This window comes from Streptococcus oralis (assembly GCF_964238205.1).
GTDB lineage: Bacteria > Bacillota > Bacilli > Lactobacillales > Streptococcaceae > Streptococcus > Streptococcus oralis_CZ.
Window position 1 is genome coordinate 143,857 of record NZ_CAXSLF010000002.1, and the last position, 20,940, is coordinate 164,796.

General features: G+C 39.0%; 16 protein-coding genes, 1 other RNA gene and 3 pseudogenes. 19 read left to right on the plus strand and 1 reads right to left on the minus strand.

What is annotated here, in order from left to right:
* From ACESOD_RS04370 to tnpA, 18 genes and pseudogenes are all read left to right on the plus strand, one after another.
* On the plus strand, window positions 1–999 hold the full coding sequence (locus ACESOD_RS04370) for an acyltransferase (protein ID WP_049528893.1): 999 nt from the start codon (window positions 1–3) through the stop codon (window positions 997–999).
* 12 nt (window positions 1,000–1,011) lie between these two features.
* A complete protein-coding gene (gene glf, locus ACESOD_RS04375; RefSeq protein WP_373094228.1) occupies window positions 1,012–2,112 on the plus strand; it encodes a UDP-galactopyranose mutase in 1,101 nt (366 codons plus the stop codon).
* 57 nt (window positions 2,113–2,169) lie between these two features.
* The gene (gene rfbA / locus ACESOD_RS04380; protein WP_373094230.1) at window positions 2,170–3,039 is read left to right on the plus strand and encodes a glucose-1-phosphate thymidylyltransferase RfbA; all 870 of its coding nucleotides are present in this window, start codon (window positions 2,170–2,172) and stop codon (window positions 3,037–3,039) included.
* Window positions 3,040–3,633 carry a dTDP-4-dehydrorhamnose 3,5-epimerase family protein gene (locus ACESOD_RS04385; RefSeq protein ID WP_373094232.1) on the plus strand — a complete coding sequence of 198 codons (594 nt, stop codon included), beginning with the start codon at window positions 3,040–3,042 and terminating at the stop codon, window positions 3,631–3,633. It abuts the gene before it with no gap.
* Between the two features lie 12 nt (window positions 3,634–3,645).
* Window positions 3,646–4,695 (plus strand): dTDP-glucose 4,6-dehydratase, encoded by a 1,050-nt coding sequence (gene rfbB / locus ACESOD_RS04390; protein ID WP_373094234.1) that lies wholly within the window; start codon window positions 3,646–3,648, stop codon window positions 4,693–4,695.
* Between the two features lie 216 nt (window positions 4,696–4,911).
* Window positions 4,912–6,498 carry a hypothetical protein gene (locus ACESOD_RS04395; RefSeq protein ID WP_373094235.1) on the plus strand — a complete coding sequence of 529 codons (1,587 nt, stop codon included), beginning with the start codon at window positions 4,912–4,914 and terminating at the stop codon, window positions 6,496–6,498.
* Between the two features lie 282 nt (window positions 6,499–6,780).
* Window positions 6,781–7,635 carry a dTDP-4-dehydrorhamnose reductase gene (gene rfbD / locus ACESOD_RS04400; protein WP_373094237.1) on the plus strand — a complete coding sequence of 285 codons (855 nt, stop codon included), beginning with the start codon at window positions 6,781–6,783 and terminating at the stop codon, window positions 7,633–7,635.
* Between the two features lie 242 nt (window positions 7,636–7,877).
* Window positions 7,878–9,069, plus strand: a pseudogene (gene ftsA, locus ACESOD_RS04405) (cell division protein FtsA); the annotation flags it as partial.
* Window positions 9,060–9,251 carry a cell division protein FtsA C-terminal domain-containing protein gene (locus tag ACESOD_RS04410; protein WP_373094392.1) on the plus strand — a complete coding sequence of 64 codons (192 nt, stop codon included), beginning with the start codon at window positions 9,060–9,062 and terminating at the stop codon, window positions 9,249–9,251. The pseudogene ftsA and the gene ACESOD_RS04410, both read left to right, overlap by 10 nt.
* A gap of 17 nt (window positions 9,252–9,268) precedes the next feature.
* Window positions 9,269–10,525, plus strand: coding sequence for a cell division protein FtsZ (ftsZ, locus tag ACESOD_RS04415; RefSeq protein WP_049503964.1), 1,257 nt, complete (start codon window positions 9,269–9,271; stop codon window positions 10,523–10,525).
* 5 nt (window positions 10,526–10,530) lie between these two features.
* On the plus strand, window positions 10,531–11,202 hold the full coding sequence (locus tag ACESOD_RS04420) for a YggS family pyridoxal phosphate-dependent enzyme (protein WP_373094239.1): 672 nt from the start codon (window positions 10,531–10,533) through the stop codon (window positions 11,200–11,202).
* A 9-nt stretch (window positions 11,203–11,211) separates the two neighbouring features.
* A complete protein-coding gene (locus ACESOD_RS04425) occupies window positions 11,212–11,763 on the plus strand; it encodes a cell division protein SepF (RefSeq protein WP_049510385.1) in 552 nt (183 codons plus the stop codon).
* The gene (locus tag ACESOD_RS04430) at window positions 11,763–12,026 is read left to right on the plus strand and encodes a YggT family protein (protein WP_000576492.1); all 264 of its coding nucleotides are present in this window, start codon (window positions 11,763–11,765) and stop codon (window positions 12,024–12,026) included. The genes ACESOD_RS04425 and ACESOD_RS04430 overlap by 1 nt, the downstream gene beginning before the upstream one ends.
* On the plus strand, window positions 12,023–12,808 hold the full coding sequence (locus ACESOD_RS04435) for a YlmH family RNA-binding protein (protein ID WP_373094241.1): 786 nt from the start codon (window positions 12,023–12,025) through the stop codon (window positions 12,806–12,808). The genes ACESOD_RS04430 and ACESOD_RS04435 overlap by 4 nt, the downstream gene beginning before the upstream one ends.
* An 8-nt stretch (window positions 12,809–12,816) precedes the next feature.
* Window positions 12,817–13,071, plus strand: a complete 255-nt coding sequence (locus tag ACESOD_RS04440) for a DivIVA domain-containing protein (protein ID WP_373094243.1) — start codon at window positions 12,817–12,819, stop codon at window positions 13,069–13,071.
* Between the two features lie 16 nt (window positions 13,072–13,087).
* Window positions 13,088–13,763: pseudogene (locus tag ACESOD_RS04445) on the plus strand (DivIVA domain-containing protein); the annotation flags it as partial.
* 365 nt (window positions 13,764–14,128) lie between these two features.
* Window positions 14,129–16,921 carry an isoleucine--tRNA ligase gene (ileS, locus tag ACESOD_RS04450; RefSeq protein WP_373094244.1) on the plus strand — a complete coding sequence of 931 codons (2,793 nt, stop codon included), beginning with the start codon at window positions 14,129–14,131 and terminating at the stop codon, window positions 16,919–16,921.
* 208 nt (window positions 16,922–17,129) lie between these two features.
* Window positions 17,130–17,644: pseudogene (gene tnpA / locus ACESOD_RS04455) on the plus strand (IS200/IS605 family transposase).
* Window positions 17,645–18,095: 451 nt separating this feature from the next.
* Here tnpA and ssrA read toward each other — a convergent pair.
* Window positions 18,096–18,443: a transfer-messenger RNA gene (gene ssrA, locus ACESOD_RS04460) on the minus strand.
* 207 nt (window positions 18,444–18,650) lie between these two features.
* Between ssrA and recJ the strand changes: the two genes are divergently transcribed.
* Window positions 18,651–20,876, plus strand: a complete 2,226-nt coding sequence (gene recJ / locus ACESOD_RS04465) for a single-stranded-DNA-specific exonuclease RecJ (protein WP_373094393.1) — start codon at window positions 18,651–18,653, stop codon at window positions 20,874–20,876.
* The last annotated feature ends 64 nt before the right edge of the window (window positions 20,877–20,940 follow it).

Sequence of the window (20,940 nt, forward strand, 5' to 3'; positions counted from 1 at the left end):
ATGAGAAAAATTAGAAATATCAACCTAGATTTAATAAAAGTGCTTGCCTGTGTTGGAGTTGTTTTACTTCATACAACAATGGGCGGATTTAAAGAGACAGGCTCATGGAATTTTTTGGCATATTTATATTATTTAGGTACCTACTCTATTCCCCTATTTTTTATGGTCAATGGTTATTTATTGTTAGGAAAGAGAGAGATAACTTATCCCTACATACTCCAGAAAGTAAAATGGATTCTAATAACAGTGTCATCATGGACATTTATCGTATGGCTTTTTAAACGAGATTTTACAACTAATCCAATCAAAAAAATTGTAGGTTCTTTGCTACAAAAAGGTTATTTCTTTCAGTTTTGGTTTTTCGGTGCACTAATACTTATCTATCTATGTTTGCCGATTTTGAAAAAATTTCTAAATTCCAAAAGAAACTATTTATACCTTATTTCTTTATTGGTCGCTATTGGGGTGATTTTTGAGTTATCAAATATTCTACTTCAAATGCCGATACAAACATATGTTGTACAAACTTTCAGATTATGGACCTGGTTTTTCTATTATATTTTAGGTGGTTTTGTAGCGCAATTTAATGTGTGTAGTCTCAAATCAAGGTTTAAGAATTGGATGAAAATAATTAGCCTACTTTTGTTATTGATTTCACCAATAATAATGTTTTTTCTAGCGAAAACAATTTATCATAATCTTTTTGCTGAATATTTTTATGATATTCTATTTGTAAAGATTGTAACTTTAGGCATCTTTTTGACAGTATTCACACTTGATTTGAATGGAGATAAGAGTAAATGGATTGTTTCTCTTTCTAATCAAACTATGGGGGTTTTCATAGTACACACTTATATTATGAAGATGTGGGAAAAACTATTTGGTTTTAGTTTTGTAGGGGCATACTTACTATTTTCTATATTTACATTGTGTGTAAGTTTCATTGTTATTAGAATGTTAATGAAAGTTCCTTATCTTAATCGAATCATTAAATTATAAAAAGGAGAAAAAATGTACGATTATCTTATCGTTGGTGCAGGTTTGTCAGGGGCAATCTTTGCACACGAAGCTACAAAACGTGGAAAAAAAGTTAAAGTGATTGACAAGCGTGATCACATTGGTGGAAATATCTACTGTGAGAATGTTGAAGGTATCAACATTCACAAGTACGGTGCCCACATTTTCCATACTTCAAACAAAAAAGTTTGGGACTATGTCAACCAGTTTGCTGAGTTTAACAACTATATCAACTCACCAGTAGCCAACTACAAGGGCAGTCTTTACAATCTTCCCTTTAATATGAATACTTTCTACGCTATGTGGGGGACAAAAACTCCGCAAGAAGTCAAAGATAAAATTGCCGAGCAAACGGCTGACATGAAAGATGTTGAGCCTAAAAACCTTGAAGAACAAGCTATCAAGTTGATTGGTCCAGATATCTACGAAAAGTTGATCAAGGGATACACTGAAAAACAATGGGGCCGTTCTGCAACAGAGCTTCCACCATTTATCATCAAACGCCTTCCAGTTCGCTTGACTTTTGATAATAACTACTTTAATGACCGTTACCAAGGAATTCCAATCGGTGGTTACAACGTCATCATTGAAAACATGCTAGGCGATGTAGAAGTAGAACTTGGTGTTGACTTCTTTGCCAATCGTGAAGAATTTGAAGCTTCAGCTGAAAAAGTTGTCTTTACAGGTATGATTGACCAGTACTTTGATTACAAACATGGTGAGTTGGAGTATCGCAGTCTTCGTTTTGAACATGAAGTCTTGGATGAGGAAAACCATCAAGGTAATGCCGTGGTCAACTACACAGAGCGTGAAATTCCTTATACTCGTATCATTGAGCATAAGCACTTCGAGTATGGGACACAATCGAAGACAGTCATTACTCGCGAATACCCAGCAGATTGGAAACGTGGGGATGAACCATACTATCCGATTAACGACGACAAAAATAATGCTATATTTGCTAAGTACCAAGAAGAAGCAAACAAAAGTGATAAGGTTATCTTCTGTGGACGTCTAGCAGACTACAAATACTATGATATGCATGTTGTTATTGAACGAGCACTTAGTGTAGTAACGGATGAGTTTGGTTACTGAAACTTGCATTTTTAACAATTTAATTATTGTTCAACAACAAAGAAAGGTACCCTATATATGAAAGGTATTATTCTCGCGGGTGGTTCGGGGACACGTTTATATCCTTTGACTCGAGCTGCATCAAAACAACTGATGCCGGTTTATGATAAACCGATGATTTACTATCCACTTTCAACATTGATGTTGGCTGGGATTAGGGATATTTTGATTATCTCAACTCCTCAAGATTTGCCTCGTTTCAGAGAGCTTCTTCAAGATGGCTCTGAGTTCGGGATTCAACTGTCTTATGCGGAGCAACCGAGTCCAGACGGTTTGGCCCAAGCCTTTATCATTGGGGAAGAGTTTATTGGCGATGATAGCGTTGCTCTGATCTTAGGTGACAATATCTATCATGGTCCTGGTCTTTCGAAGATGCTACAAAAGGCAGCAAGCAAGGAGTCAGGAGCGACTGTCTTTGGCTATCATGTGAAGGACCCAGAACGTTTCGGTGTTGTTGAGTTTGATAAAGACATGAACGCCATTTCTATCGAAGAAAAGCCAGAACACCCTCGTTCAAATTATGCAGTTACAGGCCTCTATTTCTATGATAATGATGTAGTAGAAATTGCTAAAAGTATTAAGCCAAGCCCGCGTGGTGAATTGGAAATTACAGATGTAAACAAGGTTTATCTAGATCGTGGAAATTTATCGGTTGAGGTTATGGGACGTGGTTTTGCTTGGTTGGATACTGGCACTCATGAAAGTTTGCTAGAGGCTTCACAGTACATCGAAACAGTCCAACGGATGCAAAATGTTCAGGTGGCAAACTTGGAAGAAATTGCTTACCGTATGGGCTATATCAGTCGAGAAGATGTGTTGGCCTTAGCTCAACCGCTTAAGAAAAATGAATACGGACAGTATCTGCTCCGTTTGATTGGAGAAGCATAGATGACAGATAATTTTTTCGGTAAGACGCTTGCAGCACGCAAGGTTGACGCAATTCCAGGTATGTTGGAGTTTGATATCCCCGTTCATGGTGATAATCGTGGCTGGTTTAAAGAAAATTTCCAAAAGGAAAAAATGCTTCCACTTGGATTTCCAGAGTCTTTCTTTGCAGAAGGAAAATTGCAAAACAATGTATCCTTCTCACGCAAAAATGTTCTTCGTGGTCTCCACGCAGAACCTTGGGATAAGTACATCTCTGTGGCAGATGGTGGGAAAGTTCTGGGTTCTTGGGTTGATTTACGTGAGGGTGAAACCTTTGGGAATACCTATCAGACAGTAATTGATGCAAGCAAGGGAATTTTTGTTCCTCGAGGCGTGGCCAATGGCTTCCAAGTCCTATCAGATGCAGTTTCTTATAGTTATCTGGTCAATGATTACTGGGCTCTTGAACTCAAACCCAAGTATGCCTTTGTAAACTACGCTGATCCAAGCCTTGGCATCGAATGGGAAAATCTTGCAGAAGCAGAGGTTTCAGAAGCAGATAAAAATCATCCACTACTAAAGGATGTAAAACCTTTGAAAAAAGAAGATTTGTAAAAAGGAAAGAATATGACTGAATACAAAAATATTATCGTGACAGGTGGGGCTGGTTTTATTGGTTCCAACTTTGTCCACTATGTTTACAATAATTTTCCAGATGTTCATGTGACAGTCTTGGATAAGTTGACCTATGCTGGAAACCGCGCCAATATTGAGGAAATTTTAGGTGATCGTGTTGAGTTAGTTGTTGGTGACATTGCTGATGCAGACTTGGTAGATAAGTTGGCAGCTCAAGCAGATGCTATCGTTCACTATGCTGCTGAGAGTCACAATGATAATTCACTCAATGATCCATCACCATTTATCCATACTAACTTCATCGGAACCTATACTCTTTTAGAAGCTGCTCGTAAGTATGATATTCGCTTCCACCATGTATCGACAGATGAAGTTTATGGGGATCTCCCTCTACGTGAGGATTTGCCAGGTCATGGTGAAGGTCCAGGTGAGAAATTTACCGCTGAAACCAAATACAATCCAAGCTCTCCTTACTCATCAACTAAAGCAGCTTCAGACTTGATTGTCAAAGCCTGGGTACGTTCTTTTGGAGTCAAGGCAACGATTTCTAACTGTTCAAATAACTATGGTCCTTATCAACACATTGAAAAATTTATCCCACGTCAGATTACCAACATCCTAAGTGGCATAAAGCCCAAACTGTATGGTGAAGGTAAGAACGTTCGTGACTGGATTCACACCAATGACCATTCTTCAGGTGTTTGGACAATCTTGACAAAAGGGCAAATCGGTGAAACCTACTTGATTGGTGCTGATGGTGAAAAGAACAACAAGGAAGTTTTGGAACTAATCCTTAAGGAAATGGGACAACCTGCCGATGCCTATGATCATGTGACTGACCGTGCAGGACATGACCTTCGTTATGCGATTGACGCAAGCAAGCTCCGTGATGAGTTGGGCTGGAAACCAGAATTCACCAACTTCGAACAGGGTCTCAAAGACACCATTCAATGGTACAAAGATAACCAAGACTGGTGGCAGGGAGAAAAAGAAGCTGTTGAAGCCAACTACGCTAAAACACAAGAGGTTCTTGAAAAATAAAAGTCGGTGGGACAGAAATCGATAGACAAAGTCTCGATTTCCTAGTCTCAGCCCCGCGAAGATGATTAGGAGTTTTTGAAGTCTAAAAGTCAAACAAAAAGTCCAATCAGCTACCGCGTCAAAGTTTGATTGCAAATAAAAGTGAGGTAGGGATCTTTTGTCCCAACCTCTATTGCTATACCGAGGAATTGTGAATCAGTTGAAAGGAAGAAGTATATGAAAGTGAAGAAAAAACGTATACGAAATTTAGAAAAAGAAAAGATGAAATCAATAGAAAAAGCGATGAAGATTGGTATGGATAATTTTCACAGTAATGTGAGTTATCTTCTACAGGAGTTAGAACAAAAAAACGAGGGCTCATCTGAGTATGTCATTTTAAAAAGCGAAGATGATATTTTAGAAGAAATGGACAAACTCAAAAAAGATATTATCTTTCTTTCTAAAGGAGTCAATATAAATTTCACTATACCAATACTTATCAAAGCTTTGGATATAATTTATTTTGATAATAATTGGAAACATTTGAAAGATAAAGGTGTCGCATTAAAAAATCTGATTGCTATTATATGGTCAGAGGGGGATAAAACTATTTTAAGCAATACTTGTCGTCTAGAGAAATCTTTTTTTGATTTAATAAAAAAGATGATTAAGTATTCAAACCTAGTTCCCTATCAGTGGTTATTTTCAGATGAGAAAAATGATTTGCAAATAAATCTTTATTTATCTGAAATGGAGGTAGGACTGGATGAAGCTTCTAGAACATTTTTACAGAATAACTATATCTTTCCAGAAGTTCTATATGGTGATGGACAAAGGTCTACAGAAATAAATAATAATTTATTTTTTGATGATCCTGTAAAATACATTAATTCTATAAATAGAATATTTGATGGAGAAGCACCAAATAATATTGATTATTTTAAAGGAACTTTTTTTGAACATTTCAAAGGAGTTAATGATACTAGGTATACAAATTTTTGGAAGGGTTTCAAAATAAGATTGAATTTGTATACTAATTCCATAGTCCAGCTACAAAATAATAGTGGGATATTTTACTTAAGTATGAGTGAATTTGAGAAAATTATTTCTCGGTACACTTCTGATTTAAACTTTAAAAATAATTTAATGTTAACTAGAGATTTTCTAGATATTGACTATTTAGGAAATCCAAATAAAATTGTCTCAAGACCTTTAATACCATTATTTAATGAGAAATATTGTTTTGCATCATGTTATAATATGTTTGATTCTCTTAATAATTACATTGAATCATTTATTTTTAAAATGAATACAACAAGAACAATATCTGAAAAAGATGAAAAGTTATTTCAAAATATCTATTCAAAACCTTTTGAAATAGAAGTTGTTAAGTTATTATCTAATTTTGGGTATAAATCTGGTGGTGTTACTGATTGTGGTGCTTGGCAAATATATACAGAAACAGGAATAGTGACGGAAGAAATTGCGAATGATGTTTTTCGAAATCAAAATACTGGAGAAATTGATTGTTTAGCAATAAGCGAAGCTAAAGGAATTATCTATGTTATTGAGTGTAAAGTACTACAGTTTCCATCAGATTTTTCGTCGTATAGGAATAGAATAAGTGATCTACATGAAAAGTTTAAAAAACAACTTCAGAAAAAAGTAGATTTTGTAAAAAGTAAGTATAAAGATTATTCTATTAGGCCTGTTATTTTATTAGATAAAAATGTTACAACAATTAGACAGTATCCTAATGATTTAGATAATTTAGACAATTTGAGAATTTTAACTTTAAGTTTATTAAAGGAAGAATTAGAGTAACAGATTTAGTGAAGTCCTGTATTTTTGTAAAACAAGAAGGTAGGGATAGAGGAATTTGCGGATTCTTTTTTGATCATGTGACTAATTGTACAGGACATAAATTTTGCTATGCTATTTACACAAGCAAATTATATGATGACTGGGGGAAAGCCTGAGTTCACCATTTTCGAAGCTGGTGAGCAATTTTGCTAAAAAATAATAGTTTGTTAACTTATAAAAAGCAGAGACTATCTGCATTTTATTGCTATATTGGACAGAGTTAATTATTAGAAAGATGTAGAGATGATTTTAATTACAGGGGCAAATGGCCAATTAGGAACGGAACTTCGCTATTTATTGGATGAGCGTAATGAAGAATACGTTGCGGTAGATGTGGCTGAGATGGATATTACCGATGCGGAAATGGTTGAGAAAGTTTTTGAAGAGGTGAAACCGACTTTAGTTTACCATTGTGCAGCCTACACAGCTGTTGATGCAGCAGAGGATGAAGGAAAAGAGTTGGACTTCGCCATCAATGTGACGGGGACAGAAAATGTCGCAAAAGCATCCGAAAAGCATGGAGCAACTCTAGTCTACATCTCTACTGATTATGTATTTGATGGTAAGAAACCAGTTGGACAAGAGTGGGAAGTGGATGACAAACCAGATCCTCAAACTGAATATGGTCGGACTAAGCGTATGGGAGAGGAGCTTGTAGAAAAACACGTTTCAAACTTCTATATTATCCGTACTGCCTGGGTTTTTGGAAATTACGGCAAAAACTTTGTCTTCACGATGCAAAATCTTGCTAAAACTCATAAGACTTTGACAGTTGTAAATGACCAACATGGTCGACCAACCTGGACGCGTACCTTGGCTGAGTTCATGACTTTCCTAGCTGAAAATCGCAAGGAATTTGGTTATTATCATTTGTCGAATGATGCGACAGAAGACACAACTTGGTATGACTTTGCGGTTGAAATTTTGAAGGATACAGATGTCGAAGTCAAGCCAGTAGACTCGAGCCAATTTCCTGCCAAAGCTAAACGTCCTCTAAACTCAACGATGAGTTTGACCAAAGCCAAAGCAACTGGATTTGTCATCCCAACTTGGAAAGATGCCTTGAAAGAATTTTACAAACAAGATCTTAAAAAATAGCCTTACTGGAGGCTGAAATGTATACAGAAAGAGAGAGAAGAGTGATTCTCTTTCTTTTTTTGTTTACTCGTATATGCAATCGTCGGATAATTATAAAAATTCAAGAAAAAGCTTGTTTAAATGTTAGAAAATTCGAGCACGAATGTTTTTTTTGTGTTATAATATTTTGTGAGTAGTTATGCCTTGGTGTAGCTATTAAAAATAGAAGTGTGAAACTGGGAAGATAGAGAGGACGCAGTGTAATGACTAGAAATGGTTTTTTTACAGGCTTAGATATCGGAACTAGCTCTATTAAAGTGTTGGTTGCAGAGCTTGTAAATGGTGAAGTAAATGTAATTGGCGTTAGCAATGCCAAAAGTAAAGGTGTCAAAGATGGGATTATCGTTGACATCGAAGCAGCAGCGACTGCTATTAAGTCTGCAATTTCTCAAGCAGAAGAAAAAGCAGGAATTTCAATCAAGTCTGTAAACGTTGGCCTACCAGCTAATTTGCTACAAGTGGAGCCAACTCAAGGCATGATTCCAGTGACATCAGATACAAAAGAAATTACGGATCAAGATGTCGAAAATGTTGTCAAATCAGCCTTGACTAAAAGTATGACTCCAGACCGTGAAGTTATCACCTTTATTCCAGAGGAATTTGTCGTAGATGGATTCCAAGGAATTCGTGATCCTCGCGGAATGATGGGTGTGCGTTTGGAAATGCGCGGTCTCTTGTACACTGGCCCACGTACCATCCTCCACAATCTTCGTAAAACTGTTGAGCGTGTAGGCGTTCAAGTCGAAAACGTGATTATTTCACCTCTTGCAATGGTTCACTCTGTCTTGAATGAAGGTGAACGTGAGTTTGGTGCGACTGTTATTGACATGGGTGGTGGTCAAACGACTGTTGCCACTATTCGCAACCAAGAACTTCAATATACAAATGTCAACCAAGAAGGTGGCGATTATGTCACAAAAGACATTTCAAAAGTTCTCAAGACTTCTAAGAAAATTGCAGAAGGTCTAAAATTGAACTATGGTGAAGCTTATCCACCACTAGCTAGCAAGGAAACTTTCCAAGTTGAAGTGATCGGTGAAGTTGAACCAGTTGAAGTAACTGAAGAATACTTGGCTGAGATTATTTCAGCAAGAATCAAGCACATTTTTGAGCAAATTAAGCAAGACTTGGAAAGACGTCACCTATTAGACTTGCCAGGTGGTATTGTCTTGATTGGTGGGAATGCTCTTCTTCCAGGTGTCGTTGAATTGGCCCAAGAAGTATTTGGAGTACGCGTTAAGTTATTCGTACCAAATCAAGTGGGTATTCGCAATCCTGCTTTTGCTCATGTCATCAGCTTGTCAGAATTCGCTGGTAGTCTTACTGAAGTGAATATTTTGGCACAACGAGCAATTCGAGGTGACGAAAGTTTACGCCACCAACCGATTGACTTTAGAAGTTCAGCTCAACCAGTTTCACCTGGTTCTCCACGACCAGTATTTAATACAGTGGCAACTCCTGAGCCTGAAACAACTCAATCTGTTGAACCAGTAGCTCCTCTTCAATCAGAAGAAAAGAGCAAAGGTAAATTAACGGATCGTTTCCGTAGCTTGATTGGAAGCATGTTTGACGAATAAAATAGAGGAATATAAATATGACATTTTCATTTGATACAGCAGCAGCACAAGGTGCAGTAATTAAAGTAATCGGTGTCGGCGGTGGTGGTGGAAATGCCATCAACCGTATGGTTGACGAAGGCGTTTCTGGCGTTGAATTTATCGCAGCCAACACAGATGTACAAGCTTTGAGCAGTACAAAAGCTGAGACAGTTATTCAGCTCGGCCCTAAATTGACTCGCGGACTTGGTGCAGGAGGACAACCTGAAGTTGGTCGTAAAGCTGCAGAAGAAAGCGAAGAAGTATTGACAGAAGCAATCAGCGGTGCTGACATGGTCTTCATCACTGCTGGTATGGGTGGTGGTTCTGGTACAGGTGCTGCACCAGTTATCGCTCGTATTGCAAAAAGTCTTGGTGCTTTGACAGTCGGTGTTGTAACTCGTCCATTTGGTTTTGAAGGAAGCAAACGTGGACAATTTGCCATCGAAGGAATTAACGAACTTCGTGAGCATGTTGATACACTCTTGATTATCTCAAACAACAACTTGCTAGAAATCGTTGACAAGAAGACTCCACTTCTTGAAGCATTGAGTGAAGCTGACAACGTTCTTCGTCAAGGTGTACAAGGGATTACAGATTTGATTACAAATCCTGGTTTGATCAACTTGGACTTTGCAGACGTTAAGACGGTTATGGCCAACAAAGGTAATGCCCTCATGGGTATTGGTATCGGTAGCGGTGAAGAACGTGTTGTAGAAGCTGCTCGTAAAGCAATCTACTCACCACTTCTTGAAACAACTATCGATGGAGCAGAAGATGTGATTGTCAACGTAACGGGTGGCTTGGACTTGACTTTGATTGAAGCTGAAGAAGCATCAGAAATTGTGAACCAAGCAGCTGGTCATGGTGTTAACATCTGGCTTGGAACATCTATCGATGAGACAATGAAAGACGAAATCCGCGTGACTGTTGTTGCAACAGGAGTACGTCAGGATAAAGTTGAGAAAGTTGTAACTGCTCAACCACGTCAAGCAACACATCGTGAACCTGCTCGAACTAGCCATGTACAAACTTTTGACCGTAATTTTGATATGGCTGATACAGCAGAAATTCCAACTCCAAGTTATCGCCGTCAAGAAGCGCCAAAGACATCGGCCTTTGGTGACTGGGACTTGAGACGCGATGCCATTGTTCGTCAAGGAGAACCAGTTGTTTCTCCAGTGGAACGTTTTGAAGTTCCAGCAGCGACAGATGAAGATGAGTTGGAAACACCACCATTCTTTAAAAATCGTTAATGAAGATGAATTTAAAAGAAAATACGAACCTTGTTTTTCAACAGATATCGAATGCAGTTCAAGAAGCCGGTCGTGAAAACGATTCGGTTTCTGTGATTGCGGTGACCAAATATGTAGATGTTGAAACAGCCTCAGCTTTGGTTTCGCAAGGAGTGCAACACATTGGTGAGAACCGTGTTGATAAATTTCTTGACAAGTATCATGCTCTAAGTGATAAGAATCTTACCTGGCATTTGATCGGAACCTTACAGAGACGTAAAGTCAAGGAAGTGATTTCTTATGTGGATTATTTTCATGCTTTAGATTCCTTAAAGCTAGCTCAGGAAATTCAAAAACGAGCGGACCACAAGATTAAGTGCTTTTTGCAAGTAAATATTTCTCAGGAAGAAAGTAAGCACGGTTTTTCGAAAGAAGAATTGTTAGCCCTCTTACCTGAACTTTCAGAATTAGACCAGATTGAGTATGTAGGTCTGATGACCATGGCTCCATTTGAAGCAACTAGTCAAGAATTACTAGAGATATTTAAAGAAACGCAAGAATTGCAAAAAACCATTCAAGAAAAACATCTCCCCCATATGCCGATGACAGAACTAAGTATGGGTATGAGTCGAGACTTCAAAGAAGCGATTCAATGTGGTTCAACTTTCGTTCGAATCGGTACAGCATTTTTTAAATAGGAAATAACCATGTCACTAAAAGATAAATTTGATAAGTTTATAGATTATTTCACTGAAGATGGAGAAGAGGTGGCACCAAGCGTTGCTGAATTAAAGTCTGAACAAACCTTAACTTCAGTTTCGGCTCCAAAGGAAGAACTTCCACGAGCTCAACAATCACCACAGTCTTCACAAGTGAATTCTAAAGAGAAAAATATTACGCGCCTTCATGCCCGTCAGCAAGAGTTGGCGATGCAGAGCCATCGTAGCACAGAAAAGGTAACCATTGATGTTCGTTATCCTCGTCGCTACGAAGATGCAACAGATATCGTTGATTTGTTGGCAGGTAACGAAAGTATTCTAATTGACTTCCAATATATGACTGAAGTACAAGCGCGCCGCTGTCTAGATTACTTAGATGGAGCTCGTCATGTGCTAGCTGGTGAATTAAGAAAGGTTGCAAATACTATGTATCTTTTGACACCAGTAGGAGTTGTGGTTAATATTGAAGACATTCGCTTGCCTGATGGTTCTCACGGTGAAGAGTTTGATTTTGATATGAAGAGAAATCGAGTGAAATAATGATTTTTCTAATTCGTTTTATACAGAATGCTGCAACTATCTATTCATGGATACTTGTAGCTTTTGCTCTATTATCTTGGTTTCCCAATGCCTATGATACAGCACTAGGTCGTTTGTTGACTAGCTTAGTCAAACCGATCCTTCAACCCTTGAGACGTCTGCCCCTAAGTATTGGTGGTATTGATTTTTCAGTTTGGGTGGCTGTCATTTTAGTTCATTTACTTGGAAACTATTTGATCCGTTTTCTTTATATACTAGCATGAGAAAAGATATTTATCAGCATTTCTCAGTCGAGGATATTCCTTTCATTGATAAGGGATTGGAGTGGCTTAGGCAGGTAGAAGAGCACTACGCTCCCATCCTAACTCCCTTTATCAACCCCCATCAGGTCTTTATTTTAAAGACATTGGGGAATCATCAAGGGATTCAAGTTTTTTCAAGCAATGATTTTGTGCCTAGTGAGTATAGTCGTGTGCTTCTTGCACCAGATTATTTCATACCGACTTTGGCGGATTTTGAAATGGAATTACTCGAGATTGTTTATTCTAGTAAGTTTGACCAATTGACTCATTCCAAGATTTTAGGAACCGTTCTGAATCGTCTGGGAATTGATCGCAAGTTATTTGGTGATATATTAGTAACGGAGAATAGAGCCCAAATCATTGTGGACCAAAAATTCACTTCTCTCTTTCAAGATGGGATTCAAAAGATTGCTAGATTGCCTGTCAAACTAGAAGTCGTATCTTTTGAAGAATTGGTAGAAGCCGAGAGTGATTATCAGGAAAAGGAAGTTTTAGTTCCGAGTATGCGCTTGGATGCTTTCTTGTCAAATGTTCTGAAATTGTCTCGCTCTCAGACAGCTGATTTATTAGAAAGAAAGTTTGTTCAGGTAAATTACCATCTGGTTGAAAAATCTGACTATCAAGTTAAGTTAGGTGATTTAGTAAGTGTTAGACGCTTCGGACGGATTATCTTACTCAAAGAAAATGGTCAAACCAAAAAAGATAAGAAAAAAATAACAGTCCAATTACTACTAAGTAAGTGAGAAGAAACATGTCGATTACACCACAGGAAATTATTGATAAAGCTTTCTCCATTAAATTCAGAGGCTATAATAAGGAAGAAGTTGACGAATTTTTGGATAAGATTTATTTTGACTATGAGGAACTAGTCCGTTACAAGGATGAAACTGAAGTCTATATCAAAAGATTAGAAGAATGTCTTTCGTCTTTTACTACTGATTTTCCTAAGAGATCAGTGACAAACGAGCAAGAACCAGAACCATTGAATGATTCTATTTTTTATTAAGTAAGTGAGGAAAAATATGCCAATTACATCGTTAGAAATCAAGGATAAAACCTTTAGTACCAAGTTTAGAGGTTTTAATCCTGAAGAAGTTGATGAATTTCTAGATATTGTTGTTCGTGACTATGAAGCGCTTGTTCGTAGTAACCATGAAAAAGAACAACACATTAAAAATTTAGAGGAACGTTTGTCTTATTTTGATGAGATTAAGGAGTCATTGAGCCAGTCTGTATTGATTGCTCAAGATACTGCGGAGCGCGTCAAGCAATCTGCCAATGAACGCTCACAAAATATCATCAAACAGGCAGAACAAGATGCCCAGCGTTTGCTTGATGAGGCTAAGTATAAGGCTAACGAAATCTTGCGTCAAGCTACGGATAATGCTAAGAAGGTTGCAGTAGAGACGGAAGAGTTGAAGAATAAGAGCCGTGTCTTCCATCAACGTTTGAAATCTACAATTGAAAGTCAATTGGCTATTGTAGACTCATCTGACTGGGAAGAAATTTTGCGTCCGACAGCGACTTACCTTCAAACAAGTGACGAAGCTTTTAAAGAAGTTGTCGGAGAAGTTTTGGGTGAGGATGTTACTGGTTACCATGATGAAAATCCGATTGATATGACTCGTCAGTTTTCACCTGAGGAAGTAGCAGAGCTCCAAGCTCGCATCGAAGCAGCTAATCGAGAATTGGCTGAATCACAAAAAGAAGCAAGACCAGATACTGCTAGCTCAGTAGTAGAAGGAGTAGTTTCTTCAAATCAAGATTCTCAACCAACACTCGTGAAAGAATCTATTGATCTTTTATAAGAAATAAAATCTGAGAACAAGATCTTATCAAACATATTTTTAGCGAGTAGGAGATGGTGGAAGTCCTACAATCCCTGTTGATAAGATTATCCTCTCAAGTTATCAAGTCTGAAGTTAGTAAGATTTGACGTCGCCCACGTTACGGGAAAAGAGGGAGAAAGACTAGTTCTTTTTCCGAATAAAGGTGGTACCACGATCTTCGTCCTTTTTAGCGAGTCGTGGTTTTTATTTTGTCTATATAATAAAGGAGATATCATGAAACTCAAAGAAACTTTAAATCTTGGGAAAACAGACTTCCCAATGCGTGCAGGCCTTCCTACCAAAGAGCCAGTATGGCAAAAAGAATGGGAAGAAGCTAAACTTTACCAACGTCGTCAAGAATTGAACCAAGGAAAACCTCATTTCACCTTGCATGATGGCCCTCCATACGCGAACGGAAATATCCACGTTGGACACGCTATGAATAAGATTTCAAAAGATATCATTGTTCGCTCAAAATCAATGTCAGGTTTCTATGCACCTTACATCCCAGGTTGGGACACTCATGGTCTGCCAATCGAGCAAGTTTTGGCAAAACAAGGTGTCAAACGTAAAGAAATGGACTTAGTTGAGTACTTGAAACTTTGCCGTGAATATGCTCTTTCTCAAGTAGATAAACAACGTGAAGACTTTAAACGTTTGGGGGTTTCTGGTGACTGGGAAAATCCATATGTGACTTTGACTCCTGATTATGAAGCAGCGCAAATCCGTGTCTTCGGTGAAATGGCGAACAAGGGCTACATCTACCGTGGAGCTAAGCCAGTTTACTGGTCATGGTCATCTGAGTCAGCTCTTGCTGAAGCGGAAATCGAATACCATGACTTGGTTTCAACCTCACTTTACTATGCCAACAAGGTCAAAGATGGCAAAGGTATTTTAGACGCTGATACTTACATTGTTGTTTGGACAACGACTCCATTCACCATCACGGCTTCACGTGGTTTGACTGTTGGTGCGGATATTGATTACGTCTTGGTGCAACCAGCTGGCGAATCTCGTAAGTTTGTGGTCGCTTCAGAACTATTGAATAGCTTGTCTGAGAAGTTTGGTTGGTCTGATGTTCAAGTTTTAGCAACTTATCGTGGACAAGAACTCAACCATATCGTAACAGAACACCCATGGGATACTGCAGTAGATGAACTTGTTATTCTTGGTGACCACGTTACAACTGACTCTGGTACAGGTATCGTCCATACAGCCCCTGGTTTTGGTGAGGATGACTACAATGTTGGTATTGCTAATGGTCTTGAGGTTGCTGTGACTGTTAACGAACGCGGTATCATGATGGCTAATGCTGGCGCTGAGTTTGAAGGTCAATTCTATGACAAGGTATTGCCAACGGTTATTGAAAAATTAGGTAGCCTCCTTCTTGCTCAAGAAGAAATCTCTCACTCATACCCATTTGACTGGCGTACGAAAAAACCAATCATCTGGCGTGCAGTGCCACAATGGTTTGCCTCTGTATCCAAATTCCGTCAAGAAATCTTAGATGAAATTGAAAAAGTGAAATTCCATTCAGAATGGGGTAAAGTTCGTCTTTACAACATGATTCGTGACCGTGGTGACTGGGTTATCTCTCGTCAACGTGCTTGGGGTGTTCCACTTCCGATCTTCTATGCTGAAGACGGCACACCAATCATGACAGCTGAAACGATCGAACATGTAGCTCAACTCTTTGAAGAGCATGGATCCATCATCTGGTGGGAACGTGATGCTAAAGACCTCTTGCCAGAAAGATTTACACATCCAGGTTCACCAAATGGTGAGTTCAAGAAAGAAACAGACATCATGGACGTTTGGTTTGACTCAGGTTCTTCATGGAACGGAGTTGTGGTTAACCGTCCAGAATTGACTTACCCAGCAGACCTTTACTTAGAAGGTTCTGACCAATACCGTGGTTGGTTTAACTCATCACTCATCACATCTGTTGCCAACCATGGCGTAGCACCTTACAAACAAATCTTGTCTCAAGGTTTTACGCTTGATGGTAAGGATGAAAAGATGTCCAAATCTCTTGGAAATACTATTTTGCCTAGCGATGTTGAGAAACAATTTGGCGCTGAAATTCTTCGTCTTTGGGTAACAAGTGTAGATACTAGCAATGACGTTCGTATCTCAATGGATATCCTTAGCCAAGTATCGGAATCTTACCGTAAAATCCGTAACACGCTTCGTTTCTTGATTGCTAACACATCTGACTTTAACCCAGCTGAGGATGCAGTGGCTTACGAAGAATTACGTTCAGTTGACAAGTACATGACTATTCGCTTTAACCAGCTTGTTAAGACCATTCGTGATGCTTATGCCAACTTTGAATTCTTGACCATCTACAAGGCGCTTGTTAACTTTATCAACGTTGATTTGTCTGCCTTCTACCTTGATTTTGCCAAAGATGTTGTCTACATCGAGGGTGCCAAATCACTTGAACGCTGTCAAATGCAAACTGTCTTCTACGATATCCTTGTAAAAATCACCAAACTCTTGACACCAATCCTTCCTCACACTGCGGAAGAAATCTGGTCATATCTTGAGTTTGAAGCCGAAGACTTTGTTCAATTGTCAGAATTGCCAGAAGCTCAAACATTTGCTAACCAAGAGGAAATCTTGGACACATGGGCAGCCTTCATGGACTTCCGTGGTCAAGCTCAAAAAGCCTTGGAAGAAGCTCGTAATGCCAAAGTAATCGGTAAATCCCTTGAAGCTCATTTGACAGTTTATCCAAACGAAGTCGTGAAAACTCTTCTTGGAGCTGTTGATAGCAATGTAGCTCAACTCTTGATCGTCTCAGAATTGACTATCGCAGAAGGACCAGCTCCAGAAGGTGCAGTAGCCTTTGAAGATGTGGCCTTTACAGTTGAACGCGCTGCAGGTGAAGTTTGTGACCGTTGCCGTCGTATTGATCCAAGTACAGCAGAACGTCACTACCACGCAACCATCTGTGACCACTGTGCAAGTATCGTTGAAGAAAACTTTGCGGACGCAGTTGCAGAAGGATTTGAAGTAAAATAAATTTATATACTGGAGAGAACAGATGTTCTCTCTTTTTTATGGAGTGAATACTCTCTTATTATGTGACTATTAGTCCGTCTCGCTCCGTGAGGTGCGAGACAAATAAACCACCCGCTATGCGGGTGCGCGTCGAAGGTTATATCAAAAAAACTCCAAACGCGATACAATAAAGGTGTTCAAGCTAATTGTAAAGCGAAAGGAGAAAACCATGGCACAAAAGTCTCATAGTTTATCACACACAAAGTGGATGTGTTCTATCACATTGTGTTCACCCCTAAGTATAGACGAAAAGTCATCTATAATCAATATCGAAGTAGTTTGGGAGAAATATTTCATCGCTTGTGTAGTTATAAAAGAGTTGAAATTATCGATGATCACTTAATGCCAGACCATGTACATATGCTAGTAAGTATTCCACCAAGGATAAGTGTTTCAAGTTTCATGGGTTATTTAAAGGGTAAAAGTGCACTCATGATGTTTGATAAACACGCCAACCTCAAGAACAAATTTGGGAATCGACATTTATGGGCAGAAGGTTATTATGTGAGTACAGTAGGGCTTAATTAAGCCACGATAAGGAAATACATCCAAGGTTAAAGAAATTATCCAGTGGATGATTTCTTCACGAGTATAAAAATTTGAGAACGAGTAAAGCATGAGCTAGCACTAGATAAATTAAGTGTAAAAGAATATGAGGATCCCTTTAGGGATAGTGGTAAGTAGTACCAATGTCTCTTTAAGAGGCAAGTGACGAGTCAAGAGCAGTAAGGCTTGAACAACGTGAAAGCCAGCGTCTTTAGGCGCTGGCTGGTTGATTGGGCTACTTAATGGAAAAGTGGAAAATAAGCAATTTTTAAACTGTTCAAAAGGGTCGTAAATTGAAGTGGAGAAATTTCTATCGAGTATCGTTAGTAGGATCACGAAAAATAAAAGGTGACTGTTTATTTTTAAAATATGGAGATGGAGCCTTGTAAACTAGGCAAACAAAAAGAGGTTGGGATAAAAAAGATCCCGACCTCACTTTTTATTAGCAATCAAACTTTGACGCGGTAGCTGATTGGACTTTTTGTTCGTCTTTTAGACTCCAAAAAACTCCTAATCATCCTCACGGGGCTGGGACTACGAAACCGAGACTTTGTCTATCGATTTCTGTCCCACCGCCTTTTTTTAAATATAATGGAGCCGGTGGGAGTCGAACCCACGTCCAAACACCTGCTAACATATTTGTCTACAACCATAGGTTATGTATTGTTTTAACAGCTCCTCGACACATAACTCAAGCCTAGGAACTGCGAGTCTATAAATCTCTTATCAAACTGCTAGACAAAGTTTGATCGTATCTCGCTAATAATAAGACCTGTCATTGAACACGAGCGATTCAAATCGGGTCACGCCTGCTGGTTTTTAGGCAGCTAGAGCGTAAGAAGTGTTATTTTTTGCAGTTATATTTAACTGAGCGTTTACGTCGCCACACGAGTCGCAAAATATGCCTCATAATGCCTGTCGAATCCGTAACGACCCCAAAAGACAATACAATTATTATACCTTATCTGAGGGGAAATTGCAAAAGTCAAGTAAACAAATGGAAAGAGACTTTGGTATGTATATGTTTTATAAGTGGGTGCTTAGAGTGATGAAGAGTCATTAACTTAGTAAGAAAATCAAGAGAAAAACTGGAAATCATGTTATAATAAAAAGATAGAATCGTAAGAAAGAGTGGATGATTTTTTTGATAATTCCTACTTATAATTGGCAATTCGCTCCGCAAGTTGAGGATGCGAATTTTACAAAGATAGCTAAGAAAGCTGGTTTGGGACCTGAAGTAGCTCGTTTGTTATTTGAACGAGGCATCAAGGATGAAACTAGTCTGAAAAAATTTTTAGAACCTTCTTTGGAGGAATTACATGATCCCTACCTTTTAAATGATATGAAAAAGGCAGTGGAGCGGATTCGCTATGCTATTGAACAAGGGGAACTGATTCTTATTTACGGGGACTACGATGCGGATGGGATGACTTCGGCTTCCATTGTTAAGGAAAGTTTAGAACAGTTAGGCGCTGAGTGCCTGGTTTATCTTCCCAATCGCTTTACGGATGGTTATGGTCCAAATGCCAGTGTCTACAAATATTTTATCGAACAGCAGGGTGTGTCTTTGATTGTGACTGTGGACAATGGTGTGGCGGGGCATGAAGCCATTGATTTGGCCCAGTCTATGGGAGTGGATGTCATTGTGACCGACCACCATTCTATGCCTGAGGTTTTACCAGATGCCTATGCTATTATCCATCCTGAACATCCAGGGGCGGACTATCCTTTCAAGCATTTGGCGGGTTGTGGTGTCGCATTTAAGTTGGCTTGTGCCCTTTTAGAAGAAGTACAGGTTGAGTTGTTGGACTTGGTTGCCATCGGTACAATTGCCGATATGGTCAGCCTGACGGATGAAAATCGTATCATGGTCCAATATGGTCTTGAGGTCTTGCGCAATACTCAGCGAATGGGATTGCAAGAAATGTTTGAAATCGCTGGGATTTCGAGTAGTGATGTGACAGAAGAGACAGTTGGTTTTCAGTTAGCACCGCGTTTAAATGCTCTAGGACGTTTGGATGATCCCAATCCAGCTATTGATTTGTTGACTGGATTTGACGATGAGGAAGTGCATGAAATCGCCCTTTTGATTCATCAAAAGAATGAAGAACGTAAGGAAATTGTTCAGTCGATTTACGATGAAGCCAAGGGCATGGTGGATCCTGATAAAAGTGTTCAAGTTTTGACCAAGGAAGGCTGGAATCCGGGGGTTCTTGGAATTGTAGCTGGACGCTTGTTGGAAGAACTAGGTCAGACAGTTATTGTGCTAAATATCGAAGATGGACGTGCCAAGGGAAGTGCTCGAAGCATAGAAGCAGTCGATATCTTTGAAGCCTTGGACCCACATCGAGAACTGTTTATCGCATTTGGAGGTCACGCAGGTGCTGCAGGTATGACCCTCGAAGTGGATAAGCTGGAAGTCTTGTCTGATGTTTTGGAAGCATATATCCGAGAAAAAGGTGCAGATGCCCAAGGTAAAAACAATCTATTTTTAGACGAAGAACTGGATTTAGAGGCCTTGAGTTTGGAGACGGTGAAAAGTTTTGAACGTCTAGCTCCTTTTGGGATGGATAACCAAAAACCTGTCTTCTATATTCGAAATTTTCAAGTTGAAAATGCTCGCGTTATGGGGGCTGGTAATGCTCATCTCAAGCTGAAAATTTCAAAAGGTGAGGCCAGTTTTGAGGTAGTCGCTTTTGGTCAAGGGAAATGGGCGACTGAATTCTCACAGACCAAGCAACTGGAACTAGCAGTGACTCTCTCTGTCAACCAATGGAATGGACAAACAACCTTGCAGTTGATGATGGTTGATGCCCGTGTAGAAGGTGTCCAGCTCTTTAACATCCGTGGTAAGAATGCCCTGTTGCCAGAAGGGGTAGCCGTTTTGGACTTTACGCAAGAGTTACCTGATGTGACCTCTTGTTCAGCCATTGTTGTGAAGAATATCCCTGAGGATATATCCCTTCTTAAGAAAATCTGTCAGGAGCAGGAATTGTCAGCTCTTTACTTTAAAAATGATATAGCCAAGGCTTACTATTTGACGGGATATGGAACGAGAGAGCAGTTTGCAAAATTGTATAAAACCATCTATCAGTTCCCAGAGTTTGATATTCGCTATAAACTCAAGGATTTGGCGGCCTATCTCAAGATTGAGCAAATTCTATTAGTTAAAATGATTCAGATATTTGAAGAACTTGGCTTTGTGACCATTGAAAATGGAGTCATGAGGGTGAATAAAGAGGCTGAAAAGCGTGATATAGCTGAGAGTCAGATTTATCAAAAGCTGAAACAAACTGTTAAAGAGCAAGAGATAATGGCGCTTGGAACAGTCCAGGAAATCTATGATTTCTTAATGGAAAAAAGTGAATAGAAATAGAAAGAGTTGGCTTGCTGACTCTTTTTGTTTGCTCTCAAGTGGAAGTTAGTTGAAGTAG